The following is an 18,289-nucleotide window of genomic DNA, read 5'->3' as shown; positions in this document are numbered from 1 at the left end:
AAATCAGCCTTCGATAACGGCGAGGATTTCGTTCTCGCTCATCACCAGCAGGTCTTCGCCGTCGACCTTGACGGTGTTGCTGCCGGAGTAGGGACCGAACACGACCTTGTCACCGACTTTGACGGCCAGCGCACGCACTTCACCGTTGTCCAGCACGCGACCGGTGCCGACGGCGACGATTTCGCCACGGTTCGGCTTCTCGGCAGCGGAACCCGGCAGCACGATGCCGCCAGCGGTCTTGGTTTCTTCTTCGCTGCGACGAATGACAACGCGGTCATGCAGAGGACGAAGCTTCATTGTCGATCTCTCCTAATTGAGTGGTTTTCCATCGCCGGTGCAGGGACCGGCCGGTTAGTAATTCCGGCGTTGCCGGTTGCGGCCCGCAGGCAGGCCGCAGAAGACTGGCTGTCGATACCGACAGAGACCTTGCGGTGACTGCTAGATAGGGACCGCCAAGGGGATTTCAAGGGCTGGGCGAAAAAAACTTTGCGGCAGAAGCGGGCAAACGCCCGTGACACGCTGCCTGCGGACCGGTCCGCGGTCAGCGATCGCGGCGCTCGTACTCGCCTTCGATCACATTCGGCTGGGCCGCACTGGGCCGCGGCGCAGTCGAGTTGGCGCGCGCCTGCAGCTCGTCGGCGAACGCGCGCTGGCGCAGCGCCTGCTCCTCGGCACGCCGGCGCAGCTTGGCCACCAGCAGGCGGCGCACCGGCGGCAGCAGGCACAGCAGACCGATGACGTCGCTGATGAAGCCCGGCAGCAGCAGCAAGCCACCGCCAACCGCGATCAGCAAGCCTTCGAGCATTTCCTGCTCCGGCAGTTCGCCGCGGGCCAGTCGCTCGCGGGCGCGCCAGGCGGTCGCCAGTCCGGCAACACGCAGCAGCACGCTGCCGAGCACCGCCGAGGCGACAATCAGCAGCAGCGTCGGCAGCACGCCGATGGCGCTGCCAACCTGGATCAGCACCGCCAGCTCGACCAGTGGAAACAGCAGGAACAGAAACAAGAACACGCGCATGAAAGAGTCCTTAACGGCAGAACGGCTGCCCTTGTCTGCCAGATGGCGCCACGCCGCGACTAATTCAAGCCTCGACCGGCGCCCCGCTCGGCCACACCTCGGCGCGCGCCAGCAGAACCAAGGCCTGGCGCACCGCGCCTTGGTTGTTACAGGATGTTGGGAAGGCCAGCCAGTGCACGGTTTGGCCGATGCGCAGGTGGAAGCCTTCGCTGTCGATGCCGACCAGTTGCGCCGCCGGCTCGGCCGGCAGGCCGCTCAGGGCGACGTAGTGGGCGATGGCGTTGGCGTGATCGCTGTTCATGTGCTCGATCATGCTGCGCTCGGGCTCGCCGGCGAACGGGTTGGCCAGGGTCAGTGCATCGACCCAGTGGATCGCGCCGAAGCCGCCGATGAAGCGCGCGCGCACCGGTTCGAGGTACCAGAAGTCGAAGTCGTGGGTACGGTGGTAATTGCTGGCCTGCGGGAAGTAGCGGTAGTAGCGCTCGGCGGCGGCGTCAATCTCGCCGGCCTCGGTCAGCTGACGAGCCTCGGCCAGCAGGGTCAGGCGACCGGCGGCCTGCACGTCGTCGGCGCCGCGCTCGCCGACCAGCAGCGAGCATTTGGCGTCTTTCTGCAGGTTGTGGGTGTGCTGCGCAATGCGGCTGATCAGGATCAGCGGCCTGCCCAGGGCATCCAGGCAGTACGGCACCACCGAGCCGAAGGGGAACCCCGGCATGGTCTTGGAGTGGGTGGAGAGCCCCCCCTGGTATTCCTTGAGCAGCAATTCTCGGGCATGCTTGCCGGCTTTCACGCTCACTAAATGACTCCTCGTTGAGAATTCGTCAGACGCTGATCGTGATCTGCTGCGCAAAGGACCTGCGGGCGCGACATCGACGGCGGCTGCACATTTACACCTCGTAAACGCTGCACCTCGCTCGATCCCCCGCCTGCGACCTGCGCCATGCAGATTGCGAACAGCTGTTCAGATACGGACACGCGCCCAGCATACCCCCAGTTTTGCCGCGCCGGCGAGGTTACAACCACCACTTCGAGGGGCACACCAATGCAACTGCAAGACAAAGTCATCGTTATCACTGGCGGCGGTCAGGGTCTGGGTCGCGCCATGGCCGAGTACCTGGCCGGCAAGGGCGCCAAGCTGGCCCTGGTCGACCTCAACCAGGAACGTCTCGACGAAGCCGTGGCCGCCTGCAAGGCCGCCGGCGTCGAAGCCCGCGCCTACATCTGCAACGTTGCCAACGAAGAGCAGGTCGTCCACACCGTCGGCCAGATCGCTGACGACTTCGGCGCGATCAACGGCCTGGTGAACAACGCCGGGATCATCCGCGACGGCCTGACCATCAAGGTCAAGGACGGCGAGCTGAGCAAGATGTCGCTGGCCCAGTGGCAGTCGGTGATCGACGTCAACCTGACCGGCGTGTTCCTGTGCACCCGCGAAGTGGCGGCGAAGATGATCGAGCTGAAGAACGAAGGCGCGGTCATCAACATCTCCTCGATCTCGCGCGCCGGCAACATGGGCCAGGCCAACTACTCCGCGGCCAAGGCCGGCGTCGCTGCCGACACCGTGACCTGGGCCAAGGAACTGGCGCGCTACGGCATCCGCGTCGGCTGCATCGCCCCAGGCTTCATCGAAACCGAGATCCTCGCCGCGATGAAACCGGAAGCGCTGGACAAGATGACCTCCGGCATCCCGCTGCGCCGCCTCGGCAAGCCGCAGGAAATCGCCCACTCGGTGGCCTACATCCTCGAGAACGACTACTTCACCGGTCGCGTCCTCGAGCTGGACGGTGGTCTGCGCCTGTAAGCGTTAACCCCCGCCCAATAAAAAGCCCCGCCGAAGCGGGGCTTTTTTGTGTCAAATCGCTTACCAGCCGACGCCGAAGCCGACGCTGTAACGGGTCTCGTCGAGGTTGCCCTCGGCGCCGCTGACGATGTCCTTCTCCGCCTTGACGTTGAGCGACGCCCAGTCGGTGACCTTGTAGCGCAGGCCCGCCTCGGCATCCAGCGAGTAGTCGGCGACGCCGCCCAGCGGCTTGCCCACCTCGCCGCTGGTGAACAGTTCCACGGTTTTGCCGACCAGGTAGCGGTTGTAGTCCCACTTCACGGTCAGCTGATAGAAGTTGTCCTTCTCGCCGTTGGAATATTCGTAGTCGGTGCGGTTGACCAGACCGGCCAGCGAGAAGGCGCCGAGCTCGTCATCCCAGAACTGGTAGCCGGGACCGGTACCGATGGTGCGCTGGCGCTCGAGGTCTTCGATCTTGTCGCGCTGGTAGCCGACCCGGCCCTGCCAGAACCAGTGCTCGTCGAGGAAGCGGTCCAGCGCGTAGTCGGTGCTCCAGTTGTCGGTGGTGACTTCGCTGTCCTGCTTCTCGCGGTTGTACTCGGCTTCCGCGGTGTGCCGCCAGCGGCCGTGACGGGCCTTGGTCTTGAGGTCGACGTCGTAGTCGTCGGTGTCCTTCTCGGCGCGCTTGTAGTCGAGGCCGACGTCGATGTTGCCCTTCCAGCTGAAGTCCTCGACCAGCGGCTTGGGCTTCATGATCTGCTCGATGCTCGCCAGTTCGACGGTCTTCGGTGCTTCGCCGTTGGTCAGGGTGACCTTGCCCGGCTCAGCGGGCTTGAGGCCCTTGGCGCGTTCGCCGGTGATGTCGTCCTGCTTGACCAGCAGCTGCTGGTCGCTTTCCAGGGTGGCGACCTTCTTCCAGTCGAGGGCGATGTTGCCGCCGTAGTCGGTCTCCAGCATCAGCTTGCCACCATCGAAGACGCGAATGGTGCCGGTCAGGCGATCACCGTTCTTCAACCAGACGGTGTCCGCCAGCAACGGTGCGGAGGCGCCGGACAGCGCCAGGCACAGCAGGGTGCGGGGCATCAATGAGAGGACGGGGGATGGCGATTTGATAGAAGACATAAGGCTTGCAAACGGCTCTGGCTCAACGAAACCGGGCATTATCCGCAAGCCCGGCGTATGAGCAAGGACTGACCCGTGTATTTCCGGTGAGTTCAATCCAATCGACGGCGAACCGCCCGCGCCTGCCACTGTCGATAGGCTGGAGGCGACGGCATACTGCCAATTGACGCCTCCTCCGCTCACTCGATCGATGCTCAGGCCCGCCATGTCCAGCGTGTTCCCCGACAACTCCGCCGAAGCCCGCCGCGCCGCGCTGTACCTGACCTTGCAACAGGTGCCGCCCGGCAAGGTGGTCAGCTATGGCGAACTGGCCGCGCTGGCCGGCCTCGGCCGCGCGGCGCGATGGGTGGGGCGTACGCTGAGCCAATTGCCGGACGACACTCGCCTGCCCTGGCACCGGGTGGTCGCCGCCGGCGGACGCCTCAGTCTGCCGGCTGGCAGCGCCTCCGGCGCCGAGCAGCGCGCCCGCCTGCGCGCCGAAGGGGTAACCATCCATAACGAACGGGTGGACGTGCGTCGGCACGGCTGGCGCCCAACCGAGCACAACGGGTAGAGTGCGCCCTTTGTCTCGCAAGCCCCAGGCGGATTCACGCCCCATGCCCAACAAATCCTGGCGTGCCGCCCTCGCCGCCTATGCCAGCCCGGCCACCCTGGCCTTGCTGTTACTGGGGTTCGCCGCCGGCCTGCCCTACATGCTGGTGTTCTCCACGCTCTCGGTGTGGCTGCGCGAAGCCGGCGTGGCCCGCGAAACCATCGGCTTCGCCAGCCTGATCGGCCTGGCCTACGCGTTCAAATGGGTGTGGTCACCGCTGCTCGACCAATGGCGTCTGCCGCTGCTCGGCGCGCTCGGCCGGCGCCGCTCCTGGCTGGTGCTGTCCCAGGCGCTGGTGGCCATCGGCCTGGTCGGCATGGCGTTGTGCGACCCGCAGCAGCACCTGTCCTGGCTGATCGCCCTCGCCGTACTCGTCGCCTTCGCCTCGGCCACCCAGGACATCGCAGTGGATGCCTACCGCCTGGAAATCGCCGAAGACGACCGCCAGGCCGCGCTGGCCGCCAGCTACATGGCCGGCTACCGGGTCGCCGCACTGCTCGCCACCGCCGGTGCGCTGTACTTCGCAGAATGGTTCGGTGCCACCGGGCACAGCTACAACGCCAGCGCCTGGAGCGGCACCTACCTGGTGTTCGCCCTGCTGATGGTGCCGGCGCTGGCCACCAGCCTGTGGATGCGCGAACCGCCGGTGGCGCTACGCACCCAGCTGGCCGCGGCGCGCTACGGCCTGGCCCACCAGCTGGTCTCGGTGCTGGTGCTGATCGTCCTGCTGGTCTCGGTGCCGGCGCTGTTCACCCAGCTGTACAACACCGACTGGCACAGCCTGTTCTTCGAAGGCGCGACGCTGCTCGACCTGCTGCGCGAGGACCGCGCCTTCCTGCGTGCCCTGCTCTACCTGATCCTCACTTCGCTGTGCCTGTCGGCCATGGGCCGCCGCGGCCTGGCGCCGGTGCTCACCCCGGTCAACGACTTCGTCCTGCGCTACCGCTGGCAAGCGCTGGTGCTGCTCGGTCTGATCGCCACCTACCGGCTGTCCGACACGGTGATGGGCGTGATGGCCAACGTCTTCTACATCGATCAGGGCTTCACCAAGGAGCAGATCGCCAGCGTCAGCAAGCTGTTCGGCCTGGTCATGACCCTGCTCGGCGCCGGCGCCGGCGGTGTGTTGATCGTGCGCTTCGGCATCATGCCGATCCTGTTCATCGGCGGCGTGGCCTCGGCGGCGACCAACATCCTGTTCCTGATCCTCACCGACATGGGCCCGCACCTGCCGATGCTGACGGTGACCATCTCCGCCGACAACTTCAGCGCCGGCCTGGCCACCGCGGCGTTCGTCGCCTACCTGTCGAGCCTGACCAACCTGAAGTTCTCCGCCACCCAGTACGCCCTGCTCAGCTCGATCATGCTGCTGCTGCCACGACTGATCGGCGGCTACTCGGGGGTGATGGTGGAGAAGTTCGGCTACGCGCAGTTCTTCCTGATCACCACCCTGCTCGGCGTGCCGACCCTGCTGATGATCCTCTGGCAGTGGCGCCGTCAGCCGCCGCACGCCGCGCCGCAGGTCGACGCGCCGCCCGCCGACGCGGCGCCCAGCGAACGGACATGAAAAAGCCGGCCCCAGGGCCGGCTTTTTCGTGACTGCGAGCGCGCCTACTGCGGCACGTCCTGGATCATCCGCACCATGCGCTGCGGATAGGGAATCCCCACCCCTGCCTCGGCGAGGCGATCGCGAGCCTTCTCGTTGAGCATGAACATCAGGCTCCAGTAGTCGGCGGTCTTCACCCAGACGCGCAGCGACATGGTGATCGCGCTCTCGCCGAGGGTCGCCACCACCGCCTCCGGGGCCGGCTCGCGCAGCACGCGCGGGTCCTCGGCGAGTTGCAGCAGCACCTCGCGGGCGCGCTGCAGGTCGGCGTCGTAGTTCACCCCGATGTCGAACACCACCTTGCGCGTGGCCTGGCGGTTGTAGTTGGTGATGATGCCGTTGGACAGGTTGCCGTTGGGCACGATCACCGTCTTGTTGTCGCCGGTGCGCAGCACGGTGTGGAAAATCTGGATGCTGTCGACCGTACCGCTGACGCCCTGTGCTTCGATCCAGTCGCCGAGGCGGAACGGGCGGAACAGCAGAATCAGCACGCCGCCGGCGAAGTTCGCCAGGCTGCCCTGCAGGGCCAGGCCGATGGCCAGGCCGGCGGCACCGATGGCGGCGATGAACGAGGTGGTCTCGATGCCGATCATCGACGCCACGCTGACGCCAAGCAGCACCTTGAGCACCACGTTGGCCAGGGTGGATATGAAATCGCGCAGCGCCTGATCGGCATTGCGCAGGAAAATCAGCTTGCCGAGGCGATAGGTGACTTTGTTGATCAGCCACCAGCCGACCACCAGGGTGGTCAGCGCCAGGCCGACCCGCGCGCCGTACTCCAGCAGCAGCGGCCACCAGCTTTCCGAAACCTTGACCAGACGGTCGACTTCCGCACTTACATCCATAACATCCTCCTACGCCTCCGGGTGGCCGCGAATCAGGCCAGAAAAACCGGGACCACGGAAGGTGCGACGCCCGCCAACCGCCAAGGTTCCCGAAATGGCGGGCGCGAATGACTCAATCGCGGAAGTTGTTGTACTGCAGCGGCATACCCAGGTCCTGGCCACGCAGCAGGGCGATGGCCTCCTGCAGGTCGTCACGCTTCTTGCCGGTGATGCGCACCTGCTCGCCCTGGATGGCGGCCTGCACCTTGAGCTTGGCGTCCTTGACCAGCGCGACGATCTTCTTCGCCAGCTCCTTGTCGATGCCTTCGCGGAAGGTGACTTCCTGCTTGACCACCTTGCCGGAGGCGAAGGCGTCCTTGATCTCCATGCACTGGCTGTCGATTTTGCGCTTGATCAGGTTGGCCCGCAGAATGTCGAGCATCTGCTCGAGCATGAAGTCGGCTTCGGCGGTGAGGGTCACGGTCTTTTCCTTGATCTCGAAGCTGCACTTACCGCGCAGATCGAAGCGGCGCTCCAGTTCCTTCACGGCGTTGTCCGTCGCGTTGGTAAGCTCGTGTTTGTCCAGTTCCGACACCACGTCGAACGAAGGCATGGTCATTCTCCAGATAGACGGCGCGACCGGCATCACGGCTGGCACACGCCAAGACTTGACGATAAAAATGCGCGGTCATTATATAGCCGCACAATCACCGTCGGCCGCTTCAGGCAGCGCAAGAATGCCTTTACGTGCACCGACCTCCGGCATTTTCACCCCTTTTCCCTGCGAGTCTGCCAATGCCCAACCCCCATCTCAGTATTCTGGTGGTGGACGATGCCAAGTTCTCCAGCGCCATGATCGGCCGTGCCCTCAGCCAGGCCGGCTATCAGGACGTGCGCTTCGCCAGCAGTGCCAGCGAGGCACTCGCCCAACTGGAGCAGCGCCCGGCGAGCGTCTTGCTGGCCGACTGGTTGATGCCGGAGATCGACGGCCTGGAGCTGACTGCGCGGGTGCGCCAGCTCGATGAAACGGCCGACCATTACACCTATGTGATCCTGCTCACCGGCAAGGAGGGCGAGAATGCCTTGAGCGAGGCCTTCGACCGCGGCGTCGACGACTTCATCAGCAAGGCGGTGATGAACGAGCAGCTGCTGCCGCGCGTGTACGCTGCCGACCGGCTGTGCAACACCCTGCAGCGCCTGCTGCACGAGAACCGCCTGCTGACCGAGAACGTCGCCCACCTCGAGGAGCGCAATCTGGTCGACCCGGTCACCGGGCTCGGCAACCTGCGCTACCTGCAGCAGAAGCTTGCCGACAGCCTGCGCCAGGTGGAGTCGCGCGGCGGCGCGGTGTGCTACCTGCTGATCGGCCTGCAGAACGCCCCGCAACTGCGCCAGCAGCACGGCAGCAGCTTCCACGGCGAGCTGCTGCACGGCATCGCACGGCGCCTGCAGCAACTCGTGCGCCCGCTGGACGTGCTGGTACGCCTCGACGACGACCACTTCGCCCTCATCACCCTGCTCGACGACCTGCAGGAGTGCTCGCCGAGCAGCTTCCGCCGCCTGCACGAAGGCCTCAATCTCAAGGCCTTCAAGACCAGCGAAGGCTTCATCAACCTGCAAGCCGGGATCAGCCTGGTCGGCCTGGATGCCCAGGCGCTGCCCACCGAGCCCGCCAGCCTGATGGCGCGCGCCGTCGACCTGCTCGAAGAGGCCTACGCCAGCGGCCGCGTGGCGGCGCTGCGCCTGACCCGACCATGAGCTGGCACGTCCTCGGCGCCGGCAGCCTCGGCGGCCTGTGGGCCGCGCGGCTGGCGCGCAGCGGCCAGCCGGTGCGGCTGATCCTGCGTGACCGCAGCCGCCTGGCCAGCTACCGCCACCAAGGCGGCCTGACCCTGGTCGAGGCGGAGCAAACCAGCCTCTACCCGATCGCCGCGGAAACCCCGGACGCCGACACGCCGATCGAACGCCTGCTGCTCGCCTGCAAGGCCTACGACGCCGAGGAAGCGATCGCCAGCATCGCCCCGCGTCTGAGCGCGCAGTCCGAGCTGATCCTCCTGCAAAACGGCCTCGGCAGCCAGGAGGCGGTGGCCGCGCGGGTGCCACGTGCGCGCTGCATCCTCGCCACGAGCACCGAAGGCGCATTCCGCGACGGCAACTTCCGCGTGGTGTTCGCCGGCCAGGGCAGCACCTGGCTCGGCGACCTGCACGCCGCGGCCGCGCCGCGCTGGCTCGGCGAACTGGACGCCGCGGGCATCCCGCAGCAATGGACCGACGACATCCTCGCCCGTCTGTGTCGCAAGCTGGCGTTGAACTGCGCGATCAACCCGCTCACCGTGCTGCACTGTTGCCGCAACGGCGGTCTCGCCGAACACGCCGAGGAAGTCGACCGGCTGTGCGACGAACTGGTCGAACTGCTGGTCCGTTGCGACCAGGCGAGCGCCGCCCACGAACTGCACGCCGAGGTGCACCGAGTGATCCAGGCCACCGCGGCGAACTATTCGTCGATGTACCAGGACGTCGCCCACGGCCGGCGCACCGAGATCGGCTACCTGATCGGTTACGCCTGCGCCGCAGCACAACGCCTGGGGCTGGCCGTGCCGCGCCTCGATGCCCTGCAGCAGCGCCTGCTCGCCCATCTGCGCCAGCTCGGATTGCCCACCCGCTAGCGGCGCGCTACCCTGCCGGCACTCCCCTTCAGTCGCGATCGCCCCTCCATGTCCCTGCGCCAGCGTCTCGATAACCTGCCGGTCGGGCAGAAATTGCTGACCGCCGTGCTGGTCCTGCTCGCCACCGTGCTGCTGGTGGCCAACCTCAGCTTCATCAGTGCCGCCTACTGGATCTCCCAGGAGAACATGGCGCCGCAGGCGCTGCAGACCCTCGGCCGGCTGATCGCCGTGCCGGCACTGAGCAACAGCGCGCTGCGCTCGCCGGGCGCCGCCGAGGAGCTGCTGCACCGCCTCGACGGTTACTCGCCGCTGCGCGCGGCGGCCATCTACGACAGCCGCGGGGCGCTGATCGCCGAGCTGCAGCAGGGCGAGCACATGCGCCTGCCCAAGCGCCTGGAGAAGATCGCCAGCTGGCGCATCGGCGAGTTCCGCGCCAATCAACTGATTGAGCTGCCGCAGGACGGCCAGCCCTCCGGGCACCTGCTGCTGATCGCCTCCAGCGAGCTGCCCAGTGCCTTCTACACCGGCACGCTGACCGCCAGCCTGGTGATCCTGGTGCTCAGCGTGCTGCTCTGGCTGCTGGTCGCCCAGCAGATTCGCCGCCTGGTGACTCGGCCGATCTTCGAGCTCGAAGCGCTGTCACGCCAGGTCACCCGCGAGGAGAACTACTCGCTGCGCGCCAGCCGCGGCAACCGCGACGAGATCGGCAACCTGGCCGACGCCTTCAACACCATGCTGACCCGCATGGAAGCGCGCGAGCAGCAGCTCAAGCGCGCCCGCGACGAAGCCCAGGACGCCTTCGACCAGGCGCGCAACCTCGCCGAGGAAACCCGCCACTCCAACCGCAAGCTGGAGCTGGAAGTGCAGGTGCGCAGCAAGATCGAGAAGAAGCTCACCGGCTTCCAGAACTACCTGAACAGCATCATCGACTCGATGCCCTCGGCGCTGATCGCCCTCGATCACGAACTCTACGTCACCCAGTGGAACCAGGAGGCCAGCGCGCTTTCCGGCACCCTGCTGGATGACGCGCTGAACCAGCCGGTGTTCCTCGCCTTCCCCTCGCTGAAGTTCTACCTGACCCAGCTCAAGCGCACGGTCGAGCAGCACCGCGTGGAGAAGATCGAGCGCGTCACCTGGATCAAGGACGGCGAGCCGCGCCACTACGCGCTGACCTTCTACCCGCTGATGGGCGGCAGTCTGCGCGGCGTGGTGATCCGGATCGACGACATTACCCAGCGCCTGTCGCTGGAAGAAATGATGGTGCAGTCGGAAAAGATGCTCTCGGTCGGCGGCCTGGCCGCCGGCATGGCGCACGAGATCAACAACCCGCTCGGGGCGATCCTGCACAACGTGCAGAACATCCGCCGACGCCTGTCGCCGGAGCTGGAGAAGAACCTCGAGCAGGCCGCGCTGACCGGCATCGACCTGGAGCGAGTCAACCGCTACCTGGCCGGCCGCGAAGTCCCGCAGCTGCTCGACGGCATCCAGCAGGCCGGCTCACGCGCGGCGAAGATCGTCACCCACATGCTCAGCTTCAGCCGGCGCAGCGACCGCCAACTGGCGCCCTGCGAACTGCCGGCGCTGATCGACCAGGCGGTGGAGATCGCCGGTAACGACTTCGACCTCACCGAGGGCTTCGACTTCAAGGGCCTGACCATCGTCCGCGAGTTCGACCCGCAGCTCGGTGCGGTGCCGGCCACCGCCAACGAACTCGAGCAGGTGCTGCTCAACCTGCTGAAGAATGCCGCGCAGGCCATCCACCTGCGCGAGGACGACGTGCCCGGGCGCATCACCCTGCGCACCCGGCTGAGCCCACCGTGGGCGGAGATCCAGGTCGAGGACAACGGCAGCGGCATGCCCGAACCGGTGCGCAAGCGCATCTTCGAGCCGTTCTTCACCACCAAGGAAGTCGGCCAGGGTACCGGCCTGGGCCTGTCCGTGTCGTACTTCATCGTCACCAACAACCACAAGGGGCAGATGGAAGTGCAGTCGCAGCTGGGCCAGGGCACCTGCTTCACCCTGCGCCTGCCACTCAACATCAGCACCCCGGAATCCTGAGTAGCGCGCCATGGGCTATCGACTGTCGAAGATTTACACGCGCACCGGCGATGCCGGCGAAACCGGCCTGGGCGACGGACGCCGCGTACCCAAAGATCACCCGCGGGTGGAGGCGATTGGCGAGGTCGACGCGCTGAACAGCCAGCTCGGCCTGCTGCTCGCCCAGCTCGCCGAGCAGGAAGGCATGTGGCTGGGACTCAGCGAGCTGCTGGAAGTGCTCGCGCCCTGCCAACACCGCCTGTTCGACCTCGGCGGCGAGTTGGCGATGCCGGCCTATCAAGCCCTCGACCAAGCCGAAGTGGCGCGCCTGGAAGCGGCGATCGACCGCTGGAACGAGGAAGTCGGCCCGCTGGAGAACTTCATCCTGCCCGGCGGCTCGCTGCTGGTCGCCCAAGCCCACGTGTGCCGCAGCCAGGCGCGCAGCGCCGAGCGGCGCTGCCAGCAGCTCAATGCCCTGGAGCCGCTAAGCGGCGTGACGCTGGCCTACATCAATCGGTTGTCCGACCTGCTGTTCGTCGCGGCGCGGCTGATCGCCAAGCGCCTGCACATCCAGGAAGTGCTCTGGCAGGCCGCGCCGAAGCCCTGACCCGCCTCGGCCTGCGTTACGCCGGCCAGAACGCGCGAATCCCTGCCACGCCCTGTGCGCCGCTCTCGGCGGCGCGCTGGGCATCCTCGGGACCGACGCCACCGAGCAGGTACACCGGCAGGTTGACCTGGGCGATCAGCTCGCGCGCCGCCACCCAGCCCAACGGAGTGGCCTCGGGGTGGGTCTGCGTGCCCTGCACCGGTGACAGGGTGACGAAGTCCACGCCCATGCGCGCCGCCAGCTCGAGCTCCTCCGCACCGTGGCAGGACGCCGCCAGCCAGCGCTCACGGGGGAACGGCCGGCCATTGGCGGCGTACTTGCGTAGCTGCTCGGCGGTGAGGTGCCAGCCCGCCGCCGGGAAATCGCCGAGCCATTCCAGCGGCCCCTTGAGCATCAGCTGCGCCTTGCCGGCACAGAGGCCCATTGCATCCACCGCCAGGTCGCGATACTCAGGGCTGTACAGATTCGGCGCACGCAGCTGCAGCAGCTTGCAGCCGCTCGCCAGGGCGCGCTGCAGCCCTTGCAGCAGAGCGGCTGGCTCTAGCTCGTCGGGGGTGATCAGGTATTGCCGCGGCAGGCGGGCGGCCTGCACGATCGGCTGATTGGCGGCCGGGAACTCGTAGTCGCCAAGCTGCCGCGGGGTCACCCAGGCCAGCGGCTGGCCCTCGGCGCCGTGCGCTTCGCCGGCGAACGCGGTGACCTCCCAGGTATCCAGCAGCACGTGCTTGTCCGGGTAGTCGTGCTGCACCTGAATCAGCGGCTGCGCCGCTTCGACGCGGATGCCCAGCTCCTCGTGCAACTCGCGCGCCAGCGCGGCCAGCACGCTTTCGCCGTCCTCGACCTTGCCGCCGGGAAACTCCCACAGGCCGCCCTGGTGCTTGTCCTGGGGACGCCGGGCCAGCAGGATGCGCCCGGCGCTATCGCGGATCACCGCCGCCGCTACATGAACTCGTTTCACGCTTCGCTTTCCTCGCGGGCCGCCTGCAACCAGCGCTGGAACGGCGGCCATTGGTAGATGGTGTCGACATAGGCGGCCGCTACCGGCGGCAGGTCGATCTGGTAGCTGCGCAGGCGGCTGGCCACCGGCGCGTAGAAGGCATCGGCCAGGCTGACATGGCCGAACAGGAACGGGCCGTCCTGGCCGAACGCCGAGCGGCACTCGGCCCATAGCGCACAGACTCGCTGGATGTCGATCTTCGCCTCGTCGGGCACCTGATCCAGCGCGGCATCGCGCTTGAGGTCCATCGGCAGGTGGGTGCGCAGGGCGACGAAACCGGCGTGCATCTCCGCGCAGATCGAACGCGCCACCGCCCGCGCGTACTCGCCGCGCGGCCACAGGTGCGCCTCGGGGAAGCGCTCGGCGAGGTACTCACCGATCGCCAGCGACTCCCAGATCAGCCCTTCCTCGGTGATCAGCAGCGGCACCTTGCCGCTCGGCGAATACTCGAGGATGCGCGTGCGCGTGTCCGCCCGGTTGAGGCGCACCAAGCGCTCGCGGTAGGGCACGCCGGCCAGCTCGAGGGCCAGCGCGCCGCGCAGCGACCAGGACGAATAGTTCTTGTCGCCAATCACCAGTTCCAGGTTCATCAACAGGCTCCTGCTCCAGAATGCATCGGGGGCGCCGCAGCGCCCCCTCAGTTTTATCCGCGCGACCGGCAATCGCAATGCGGCGATCGCCCTAGCCGCCCATCGGGCGGCGCCGCTCGGCGCGCCTCAGGTGCGGTACTCGGCGTTGATCTTCACGTACTCGTGGGACAGGTCGGTGGTCCAGATCGTCTCGCTGCAGGCGCCACGGCCCAGCTCGATGCGGATGCCGATCTCCTCCCGGGCCATCACCGCCGCGCCCTGCGCCTCGGTGTAGCTGGCGGCACGCGCGCCCTGGCTGGCGATGCACACGTCACCGAGAAACACGTCGATCTTGCTCACGTCGAGATTGGCCACGCCGGCGTAGCCGACCGCCGCAAGGATGCGCCCCCAGTTCGGGTCGGAGGCGAACAGCGCGGTCTTGATCAGCGGCGAATGCGCCACCGCGTAGCCGACGTCCAGGCACTCCTGGTGGGTGGCACCGCCGTTGACCTGCACGGTGACGAACTTGGTCGCGCCCTCGCCGTCACGGACGATGGCCTGAGCCACTTCCATGCACACGGCGAACACCGCTTCCTTGAGCTTGGCGAACAGCTCGCCGCTGGCCTGGGTGATCTCCGCCAGCGGCGCCTGGCCGGTGGCGACCAGCATGCAGCAGTCGTTGGTCGAGGTGTCACCATCGATGGTGATGCGGTTGAACGACTTGTTCGCCGCGTCACGCACCAGGTCCTGCAGCACGCCACGGGCGACCTTCGCGTCGGTGGCGATGTAGCCGAGCATGGTCGCCATGTTCGGCCGGATCATCCCGGCGCCCTTGCTGATGCCGGTCACGGTGACGGTGACGCCGTCATGGCTGAACTGGCGGCTGGCACCCTTGGGCAGGGTGTCGGTGGTCATGATGCCGACGGCCGCGGCGGCCCAGTTGTCGACATTGAGGTCGGCCAGAGCGACGGACAGTGCACCCTCGATCTTTTCCACCGGTAACGGCTCGCCGATCACCCCGGTCGAGAATGGCAGCACGGCAGTCTCGTCGACGCCGGTCAGCGCGGCCAGCGCTGCGCAGGTGCGCCGTGCATTGGCCAGGCCGTCCGGGCCGGTGCCGGCGTTGGCGTTGCCGGTGTTGGTCAGCAGGTAGCGCACCGCGCCCTGCACGCGCTCACGGGTGACCAGCACCGGCGCCGCGCAGAAGGCGTTGGTGGTGGTCACGCCGGCCACGGTCGAGCCCTCGGCACAGCGCATCACCACCACATCCTTGCGACCCGGGCGTTTGATGCCCGCCGAGGCGATGCCGAGTTCGAAGCCGGGGACCGGGTGCAGCGTGGGCAGAGGACCAAGACCAACAGCCATGGAGAGCGCTCCTTGTTAGACAGTGTGAGTGGTGGACCGTAGAGCACGGTCCGAATCAAGGCAAAAACGCCGCGAGCGGCAGAGCCGGTCGCGGCGCGATGACAGGCGAGTGCGGCTTAGCCGACTTGCCCGTGGCAGTGCTTGTACTTCTTGCCGGAACCGCACGGGCAGGGCTCGTTGCGGCCGATCTTCGGCTCGGCGCGCACCGGCGCGGCGGCGACGGCCACGTCACCCTCTTCGGCAAGTTCTTCCGGCTGATCGAGAGCCGACACTTCGGCGTGCTGGAACTGCATGCGCTTGGCCATTTCCTCGGCCTCGCGACGCAGCCGCGCCTCTTCCTCGACCGGATCTTCGCGGCGCACCTGGACGTGCGAGAGCACACGGATGGTGTCGCGCTTGACCGAATCGAGCAGCTCCTGGAACAGGTTGAACGACTCGCGCTTGTACTCCTGCTTGGGGTTCTTCTGCGCATAGCCGCGCAGGTGAATGCCGTGACGCAGGTGGTCCATGGTAGACAGGTGGTCTTTCCACAGGTCGTCGAGCACGCGCAGCAGAATCTGCTTCTCGAAGGTGCGCAGCGCCTCGGCGCTGGCCAGATCTTCCTTCTCGTTGTAGGCGGCCAGCAGCTGCTCGAGGATGCGCGCACGCAGCGGCTCTTCGTACAGATGGTCGTCCTCGTCGAGCCACTGCTGGATCGGCAGTTTGATACCGAAGTCGCTGAACAGCGTGGCTTCCAGACCGGCGACGTCCCACTGCTCGGGCAGCGATTGCGGCGGGATGTGCGCGTGGAAGGTGGCGTCCAGCACTTCCTCGCGGAACTCGGCGATGGTGTCGCCGATGTTGTCCGCAGCCAGCAGGCTGTTGCGCATGTGATAGATCACCTTGCGCTGTTCGTTGTTCACGTCGTCGTATTCGAGCAGCTGCTTGCGGATGTCGAAGTTGCGCCCCTCGACCTTGCGCTGCGCCTTCTCGATGGCGTTGGTCACCATGCGGTGTTCGATCGCCTCGCCGGCCTGCATGCCCAGCGCCTTCATGAAGTTCTTCACCCGATCGGAGGCGAAGATGCGCATCAGGCTGTCTTCCAGCGACAGGTAGAAGCGGCTCGAACCCGGGTCGCCCTGACGACCGGAACGGCCACGCAGCTGGTTGTCGATACGCCGCGATTCGTGGCGCTCGGAGGCGATCACGTGCAAGCCGCCCGCCTCGATCACCTGCTGGTGACGCTTCTGCCAGTCAGCCTTGATCTGCGCGATCTGCTCGTCAGTCGGGTTCTCCAGGGCCGCCACTTCGGCTTCCCAGTTACCGCCGAGGAGGATGTCGGTACCGCGACCGGCCATGTTGGTGGCGATGGTCACCGCGCCCGGCCGACCGGCCTGGGCAATGATCTCGGCTTCCTTCTCGTGGAACTTGGCGTTCAGCACCTTGTGCTCGATGCCCGCCTTGATCAGCAGCTGGTCGACGTACTCGGAGGTTTCGATCGACGCGGTACCGACCAGGATCGGCCGGCCGGTGGCCTGGCATTCCTTGATGTCGGCGATGATCGCCTGGTACTTCTCTTCCTGGGTCAGGTACACCAGGTCGTTGAAGTCCTTACGCGCCACCGGGCGGTGGGTAGGGATCACCACCACGTCGAGACCGTAGATCTGGCGGAACTCGAAGGCCTCGGTGTCGGCGGTACCGGTCATGCCGGCCAGCTTGTTGTACAGGCGGAAGTAGTTCTGGAAGGTCGTCGAGGCCAGGGTCTGGCTCTCGGCCTGGATCGCTACGCCTTCCTTCGCCTCGATGGCCTGGTGCAGGCCCTCGGACAGACGACGGCCGGCCATGGTGCGCCCGGTGTGCTCGTCGATCAGCACCACCTGGTTGTTCTGCACGATGTACTCGACGTCGCGGTGGAACAGCTTGTGCGCGCGGAGTGCCGAGTAGACATGGGTGAGCAGACCGAGGTTGTGCGCCGAGTAGAGGCTCTCGCCTTCGGCGAGCAGGCCATTCTGGGTCAGCAGCTCTTCGATGAACTGGTGGCCGGCTTCGTTCAGCTCGACCTGGCGGGTCTTCTCATCGACGCTGTAGTGGCCGGGCTGGGTAACCTGCCCTTCGACTTCCTCGATGTGCTGAGTCAGGCGCGGGATCAGGCGGTTCATTTCGATGTACAGCTTGGAGCTGTCCTCGGCCTGGCCGGAAATGATCAGCGGGGTGCGCGCTTCGTCGATGAGGATCGAGTCCACTTCGTCGACCACGGCGAAATTCAGCTCGCGCTGGAACTTCTCGTCCAGGGCGAAAGCCATGTTGTCACGCAGGTAGTCGAAGCCGAATTCGTTGTTGGTGCCGTAGGTGATGTCGGCCGCGTAGGCCGCGCGCTTCTCTTCCGGCGGCATGAACGGGCTGACGATGCCAACGCTGAGGCCGAGGAACTCGTACAGCGGACGCATCCAGTTGGCGTCGCGGCGGGCCAGGTAGTCGTTGACCGTGACTACGTGCACACCCTTGCCGGACAGCGCGTTAAGGTAGACCGCCAGGGTACCCACGAGGGTCTTGCCCTCACCGGTGCGCATCTCGGCGATCTTGCCTTCGTGGAGGGTCATGCCGCCGATCAGCTGCACGTCGAAGTGACGCATGCCCATCACCCGCTTGCCGGCTTCACGCGCCACGGCAAAGGCTTCGGACAGGATCTGATCGAGGGTTTCCCCCTTGGCCAGGCGCGCCTTGAACTCCTCTGTCTTGGCCCGTAACTGCTCGTCGGACAGGGCCACCATCTGCTCTTCGAGTGCATTTACGGCTTGTACGGCCTTGAGCATGCGTTTGACTTCACGCTCGTTCTTGCTTCCAAAGAGTTTCTTCAACAAAGGCGCAAACATATCGGCAGGGTCTTCCACACTATGGATGGAGGGCGGCCTCGAGAGTCGCCCGCGCAGCGTCACGGCTGCTTGCGAAGCGGGCATTCTACCCGGAATCGTTGGCGAGGAAAGTAGCGCCGTGTGCCTGCCGGCACCAGCGTACTCACTGGCCGAGCGCACATTCACCAGCACAATCAGGTAAGCGCACGCAGCATGCCACCGCGCCGCGTGCCCGGGTTCGTGCCCCGCCGTTCTGCTACCATCGCCGCTTATCTATTGCA

The 18,289-nt window shown here is 66.4% G+C and carries 16 protein-coding genes and 1 pseudogene; 7 read left to right on the top strand and 10 right to left on the bottom strand.

The genetic code is table 11. The annotated features are described in order from the left end of the window. Window positions 1–3: 3 nt before the first annotated feature. The 3 genes from JQX08_RS13095 to JQX08_RS13085 form a co-directional block, all read right to left on the bottom strand. Window positions 4–297, bottom strand: a complete 294-nt coding sequence (locus tag JQX08_RS13095; RefSeq protein ID WP_004881479.1) for a co-chaperone GroES — start codon at window positions 295–297, stop codon at window positions 4–6. A gap of 244 nt (window positions 298–541) precedes the next feature. Beyond that, window positions 542–1,015: an FxsA family protein gene (locus JQX08_RS13090; protein WP_205348812.1), complete on the bottom strand. Its 474-nt coding sequence runs from the start codon at window positions 1,013–1,015 to the stop codon at window positions 542–544. 64 nt (window positions 1,016–1,079) lie between these two features. Beyond that, the gene (locus JQX08_RS13085; RefSeq protein WP_205348811.1) at window positions 1,080–1,811 is read right to left on the bottom strand and encodes a DUF2470 domain-containing protein; all 732 of its coding nucleotides are present in this window, start codon (window positions 1,809–1,811) and stop codon (window positions 1,080–1,082) included. A 246-nt stretch (window positions 1,812–2,057) separates the two neighbouring features. Between JQX08_RS13085 and JQX08_RS13080 the strand changes: the two genes are divergently transcribed. Beyond that, window positions 2,058–2,816 (top strand): SDR family oxidoreductase, encoded by a 759-nt coding sequence (locus tag JQX08_RS13080; protein WP_205348810.1) that lies wholly within the window; start codon window positions 2,058–2,060, stop codon window positions 2,814–2,816. Between the two features lie 60 nt (window positions 2,817–2,876). On the opposite strand, the gene JQX08_RS13075 is transcribed toward JQX08_RS13080, so the two are convergent. Beyond that, the gene (locus JQX08_RS13075; protein ID WP_205348809.1) at window positions 2,877–3,881 is read right to left on the bottom strand and encodes a DUF481 domain-containing protein; all 1,005 of its coding nucleotides are present in this window, start codon (window positions 3,879–3,881) and stop codon (window positions 2,877–2,879) included. 241 nt (window positions 3,882–4,122) lie between these two features. Here JQX08_RS13075 and JQX08_RS13070 point away from each other — a divergent pair, with 241 nt between their 5' ends. After that, a complete protein-coding gene (locus JQX08_RS13070; protein WP_430472530.1) occupies window positions 4,123–4,470 on the top strand; it encodes an MGMT family protein in 348 nt (115 codons plus the stop codon). A gap of 43 nt (window positions 4,471–4,513) precedes the next feature. Further along, window positions 4,514–6,073 carry an AmpG family muropeptide MFS transporter gene (locus tag JQX08_RS13065; protein WP_205348807.1) on the top strand — a complete coding sequence of 520 codons (1,560 nt, stop codon included), beginning with the start codon at window positions 4,514–4,516 and terminating at the stop codon, window positions 6,071–6,073. Between the two features lie 44 nt (window positions 6,074–6,117). Here JQX08_RS13065 and JQX08_RS13060 read toward each other — a convergent pair whose 3' ends face one another. Together JQX08_RS13060 and JQX08_RS13055 are read right to left on the bottom strand one after the other, a co-directional pair. Continuing rightward, window positions 6,118–6,957, bottom strand: coding sequence for a mechanosensitive ion channel family protein (locus tag JQX08_RS13060; protein WP_205348806.1), 840 nt, complete (start codon window positions 6,955–6,957; stop codon window positions 6,118–6,120). A 112-nt stretch (window positions 6,958–7,069) separates the two neighbouring features. Then, window positions 7,070–7,549 carry a YajQ family cyclic di-GMP-binding protein gene (locus JQX08_RS13055; RefSeq protein ID WP_205348805.1) on the bottom strand — a complete coding sequence of 160 codons (480 nt, stop codon included), beginning with the start codon at window positions 7,547–7,549 and terminating at the stop codon, window positions 7,070–7,072. 179 nt (window positions 7,550–7,728) lie between these two features. Between JQX08_RS13055 and JQX08_RS13050 the strand changes: the two are divergent. The 4 genes and pseudogenes from JQX08_RS13050 to JQX08_RS13035 form a co-directional block, all read left to right on the top strand. After that, window positions 7,729–8,694, top strand: a pseudogene (locus JQX08_RS13050) (response regulator); the annotation flags it as partial. Further along, window positions 8,691–9,602: a putative 2-dehydropantoate 2-reductase gene (locus JQX08_RS13045; RefSeq protein WP_205348803.1), complete on the top strand. Its 912-nt coding sequence runs from the start codon at window positions 8,691–8,693 to the stop codon at window positions 9,600–9,602. The pseudogene JQX08_RS13050 and the gene JQX08_RS13045, both read left to right, overlap by 4 nt. A 48-nt stretch (window positions 9,603–9,650) precedes the next feature. Continuing rightward, window positions 9,651–11,660 (top strand): ATP-binding protein, encoded by a 2,010-nt coding sequence (locus JQX08_RS13040; protein ID WP_205348802.1) that lies wholly within the window; start codon window positions 9,651–9,653, stop codon window positions 11,658–11,660. 10 nt (window positions 11,661–11,670) lie between these two features. After that, the gene (locus JQX08_RS13035; RefSeq protein ID WP_205348801.1) at window positions 11,671–12,246 is read left to right on the top strand and encodes a cob(I)yrinic acid a,c-diamide adenosyltransferase; all 576 of its coding nucleotides are present in this window, start codon (window positions 11,671–11,673) and stop codon (window positions 12,244–12,246) included. A gap of 16 nt (window positions 12,247–12,262) precedes the next feature. Here the strand turns inward: JQX08_RS13035 and JQX08_RS13030 are convergent, their stop codons facing one another. The 4 genes from JQX08_RS13030 to secA form a co-directional block, all read right to left on the bottom strand. Then, window positions 12,263–13,204 (bottom strand): Nudix family hydrolase, encoded by a 942-nt coding sequence (locus tag JQX08_RS13030; protein WP_205348800.1) that lies wholly within the window; start codon window positions 13,202–13,204, stop codon window positions 12,263–12,265. Continuing rightward, the gene (locus JQX08_RS13025; RefSeq protein ID WP_205348799.1) at window positions 13,201–13,833 is read right to left on the bottom strand and encodes a glutathione S-transferase family protein; all 633 of its coding nucleotides are present in this window, start codon (window positions 13,831–13,833) and stop codon (window positions 13,201–13,203) included. The genes JQX08_RS13030 and JQX08_RS13025 overlap by 4 nt, the downstream gene beginning before the upstream one ends. A gap of 126 nt (window positions 13,834–13,959) precedes the next feature. Beyond that, window positions 13,960–15,177, bottom strand: coding sequence for a bifunctional glutamate N-acetyltransferase/amino-acid acetyltransferase ArgJ (argJ, locus tag JQX08_RS13020; RefSeq protein ID WP_205348798.1), 1,218 nt, complete (start codon window positions 15,175–15,177; stop codon window positions 13,960–13,962). A gap of 116 nt (window positions 15,178–15,293) precedes the next feature. Further along, window positions 15,294–18,029 carry a preprotein translocase subunit SecA gene (gene secA, locus JQX08_RS13015; RefSeq protein ID WP_205348797.1) on the bottom strand — a complete coding sequence of 912 codons (2,736 nt, stop codon included), beginning with the start codon at window positions 18,027–18,029 and terminating at the stop codon, window positions 15,294–15,296. Between the last annotated feature and the right edge of the window lie 260 nt (window positions 18,030–18,289).

The sequence above is a fragment of the Zestomonas insulae genome (assembly GCF_016901015.1).
Classification (GTDB): Bacteria; Pseudomonadota; Gammaproteobacteria; order Pseudomonadales; family Pseudomonadaceae; genus Aquipseudomonas; species Aquipseudomonas insulae.
Note: the sequence above shows the minus strand (reverse complement) of the source record. Positions and strands in the feature narration are given on the sequence as shown.

Excerpts from the sequence above, each read along its gene's own strand:
- JQX08_RS13090 (WP_205348812.1), bottom strand. The coding sequence starts at position 1,015 with ATGCGCGTGTTCTTGTTTCTGTTCCTGCTGTTTCCACTGGTCGAGCTG.
- JQX08_RS13025 (WP_205348799.1), bottom strand. The coding sequence starts at position 13,833 with ATGAACCTGGAACTGGTGATTGGCGACAAGAACTATTCGTCCTGGTCG.
- JQX08_RS13045 (WP_205348803.1), top strand. The coding sequence starts at position 8,691 with ATGAGCTGGCACGTCCTCGGCGCCGGCAGCCTCGGCGGCCTGTGGGCC.
- secA (WP_205348797.1), bottom strand. The coding sequence starts at position 18,029 with ATGTTTGCGCCTTTGTTGAAGAAACTCTTTGGAAGCAAGAACGAGCGT.
- JQX08_RS13035 (WP_205348801.1), top strand. The coding sequence starts at position 11,671 with ATGGGCTATCGACTGTCGAAGATTTACACGCGCACCGGCGATGCCGGC.
- JQX08_RS13055 (WP_205348805.1), bottom strand. The coding sequence starts at position 7,549 with ATGCCTTCGTTCGACGTGGTGTCGGAACTGGACAAACACGAGCTTACC.
- JQX08_RS13080 (WP_205348810.1), top strand. The coding sequence starts at position 2,058 with ATGCAACTGCAAGACAAAGTCATCGTTATCACTGGCGGCGGTCAGGGT.
- JQX08_RS13060 (WP_205348806.1), bottom strand. The coding sequence starts at position 6,957 with ATGGATGTAAGTGCGGAAGTCGACCGTCTGGTCAAGGTTTCGGAAAGC.
- JQX08_RS13065 (WP_205348807.1), top strand. The coding sequence starts at position 4,514 with ATGCCCAACAAATCCTGGCGTGCCGCCCTCGCCGCCTATGCCAGCCCG.
- JQX08_RS13040 (WP_205348802.1), top strand. The coding sequence starts at position 9,651 with ATGTCCCTGCGCCAGCGTCTCGATAACCTGCCGGTCGGGCAGAAATTG.
- JQX08_RS13095 (WP_004881479.1), bottom strand. The coding sequence starts at position 297 with ATGAAGCTTCGTCCTCTGCATGACCGCGTTGTCATTCGTCGCAGCGAA.
- argJ (WP_205348798.1), bottom strand. The coding sequence starts at position 15,177 with ATGGCTGTTGGTCTTGGTCCTCTGCCCACGCTGCACCCGGTCCCCGGC.
- JQX08_RS13070 (WP_430472530.1), top strand. The coding sequence starts at position 4,123 with ATGTCCAGCGTGTTCCCCGACAACTCCGCCGAAGCCCGCCGCGCCGCG.